This window comes from uncultured Succiniclasticum sp. (assembly GCF_902793885.1).
GTDB lineage: Bacteria > Bacillota > Negativicutes > Acidaminococcales > Acidaminococcaceae > Succiniclasticum.
This window is the reverse complement of record NZ_CADBFF010000054.1, coordinates 1-3111: the sequence shown is the minus strand read 5'-3', so window position 1 is coordinate 3111 and position 3111 is coordinate 1. Positions and strand designations below refer to the sequence as shown.

At 43.6% G+C, this 3111-nt stretch carries 2 protein-coding genes; both read left to right on the top strand.

What is annotated here, in order from left to right:
• The first annotated feature begins 417 nt into the window (after positions 1–417).
• Positions 418–1788, top strand: a complete 1371-nt coding sequence (locus tag QZV31_RS12910; RefSeq protein ID WP_295361432.1) for an MFS transporter — start codon at positions 418–420, stop codon at positions 1786–1788.
• 113 nt (positions 1789–1901) lie between these two features.
• Positions 1902–2945: a uroporphyrinogen decarboxylase family protein gene (locus QZV31_RS12905; protein ID WP_295361429.1), complete on the top strand. Its 1044-nt coding sequence runs from the start codon at positions 1902–1904 to the stop codon at positions 2943–2945.
• Positions 2946–3111: the final 166 nt, after the last annotated feature.

Sequence of the window (3111 nt, the reverse complement as noted above, 5' to 3'; positions counted from 1 at the left end):
GCTGTTGGCAGCCAATAACGCATGAGCAGGAATTTTTGCCGGTTAAACTATTGAGTTTTCAAGGTGCAAGCCCACTTTTGATGTGGGAAGTTTAAGTTAAAAAGCTCCTCATCTTCGAAAAATTATTCTATCTATGCCGTTTTCTCTGATAAAGTTTGTATTTTCTGATATTCATTAAAATAGTAACGAATTATTTTTATTAGTAATATATATAGCATACGAATGTGTAACAAAAAGTTATTTTTCTTTTGTATTCCGAATACGAAGATAATATCAGAATATTTGATACTATATTCTCAAAGCCATGGCTATATTGTCCGATAACCATTAATAAACTCAGTATGTATCAGATATATAATCTGGGGGAGAGTTCCTTATGGCAAAAGAGAAAAAACCAATTAGTAAAGCCCTGAAAACATTTATGGCGTCGGAGATCTGGGATTTAACTGGATGTCCAGTGTCGAGACTTACTACTACGCATATTTCCTGACAAATGTCGCACAGTTTCCGCTGACATTTGTGACCTTTATCCAGACAATCGGAAGCGTTGTAGACGCAGCGCTGTCTTGGGTATACGGCATCATGCTGAACAAGATGAAACCGCTGAAGTGGGGCCGTTACCGTTCCTGGCTGGCTGTGCTTCCATGGGTTGTCCCCATTCTTTATCTGTTCCAGTTTAAAAAAATCGGTTCTGAGTGGGTAGCCGCCATCATCATTATACTGGGAACTATTTCCAGCCATATTGCATGGAACATTCCCTTTGTTGCTAACATGGCAATGATCAATGTTGCTTCCAGTTCCGCAGATGACCGCAACGCCCTCTCTTCTGTGCGGACACTTTGGACTTACCTGGCCAGGATGTCTTATTCCTATGTAGGTCCCGGACTGCTTGCATTTTTTGCCGCAAAAATGGGAGAACTTAATTCCTACGCAGCAACAGCCTTTACCCTTGGCTGTGTAATGGCGATCCTCTACTTCACACATTTCATTCTCTTTAAAGGATATGAGGAGTCCGGAGAAGAGGAAATGGCCCGGCTGGCCAGGCAGGCTGCCCAGCGCAAGGAAGCCGGAAAAAAGCAGGCGGAAATCGGAACTGCCATTGCTTCCAATCCACAGATTCTTGGTGTATTGGGCTCCTATCTGTTTTACATGATGTATTCCTTCTGCTTCTCGGCATTTGCCGTATATTATGGGAAATATGTTGCGCAGGACCCGAAGTTTATGACCAGGTTCCTGTTAATATCCAATATCACCGCTGTACTGGGCTCTATTGTCAGCCGTAAAGTTGCGAAAAAGCTGTCTTCTAAAGGAACTTATCAGCTTGCCCTGCTAGGCATTGCCGCCCTTTATATAATTGCTTTTATCTTCCGGGAAACACCTATGCTGGTTATTGTTTTTATGTCTCTTGGCGGATTTTTTGCGGCATTTGCAACTGTAATGACTGTTCCGATGCTCGCCAACTGTGCTATCTACAGCGAGTATAAGACCGGCGTCAACTGCACCGGAGCCGTTATGGGCTTCCTGAATATCCCGATTAAGGTCGCTGTCATAACACGTGGCTTCTTAATTTCTCTTGTATTGGGGATTACAGGCTTCAATGCCAGCATTGCTGTAGAAGACGCATCTCCTGCTGTCAAGCATGGAATCGCAATCGGCTTTACCGTCATCCCTGCATGTTTGCTGCTCATCGCGCTGCTTGTGATAACCATCGGATATCGCTTAAAAGATCAGGACATCGAAAAATACTCCGCAGAAATCAAAAAACGCAACGCAGAATCTATGAAATAAATAATTGCACCTTATAGTAATGGAATAGGCAAAACAATCCCGCAGGTTTAATCATCCTTGGAAAGAGCAGAAACCTGCAGGAAACCAAAATACTTAGTGAAGGAGGTACCCATATGCTGACTGCAAAAGAAAATTTATTGGAGTGCATTAAACCTGACGGAAAACCAGATCGATTTGTGAACCAATATGAATTTATAACCCTTCTTATGAACCCAAGCGGACTGCACAGCCCCCGACCGAAAAAAGGGGAACCGGACTGCAAAAACGCATGGGGTGTTACCTATAGTTACCCAAACAATGTTCCCGGCGGATTTCCTGTGCATACACCGGACAAAGTAGTTATCAAAGACATTGAACATTGGAAAGATTATGTACACGCTCCATCTCTGGATTTTCCGGAAGCAGAATGGGAAATGTTTCAGAAACAGTACGATTCTGTGGACACGACCAAATCACTGAAGGCTGCGTTTGTCGCACCCGGTCTTTTCGAACAGTGCCACCATCTGGGAGAAATCGTAGCAACTCTTGAACACTTTGCTGAATATCCCGACGAGATGGAAGATCTTATCAAATATCTGACCGAGTATGAGCTGAAACTCGCCGAATTAATTTGTGATAAACTACATCCGGATGCCCTCTTCCACCACGATGACTGGGGCGGACAAAACACCACCTTTATGAGTCCGGGAATGTTTGCCGACTTCTTTGTGGAACCCTATAAACAGATCTATGGCTATTACCATGATCACGGGGTAAAGGTTGTTATTCATCATTCAGACAGCTATGCCGCGACACTGGTTCCTTCTATGATTGAAATGGGAATAGATATCTGGCAGGGCTGTTTCTCAACGAATAATATCCCGGAACTGATTAAAAAATATGGCGGAAAGATATCGTTTATGGGAGGAATTGAGAATTGTCTGGTAGATTTTGAAGGCTGGACAGAAGAGAATGTCCATAACGTTATCTACAAGACTCTGGATGAATGCGGGAATAAATTCTTTATTCCATGTATCGCGGAGGGCGGTCCCGGATCCGTTTACCCGGGTGTTTACGCTTCTATGTGGGATGAAATCGACCGCTATAATAAGGAACATTACGGGTGCACCCAGAAGGATCTGGAAGACGCCAGACTGCCCCGCGTAATCATGTTCTAAGGTTGTAACCAGCCGGAATATCTATTTCAAACACTTCATAAGCGTAATAAGAATAGCTTTAGGACTGCCGCCTGCTGTCAGGCGGCAGTCCTTTATGAATATCTCTCATCCTTTACTTTCTTATCCCATTGCTGCATCCTTGCCAACACATAGGGAAGAAACTCTT

Excerpts from the sequence above, each read along its gene's own strand:
- QZV31_RS12905 (WP_295361429.1), top strand. The coding sequence starts at position 1,902 with ATGCTGACTGCAAAAGAAAATTTATTGGAGTGCATTAAACCTGACGGA.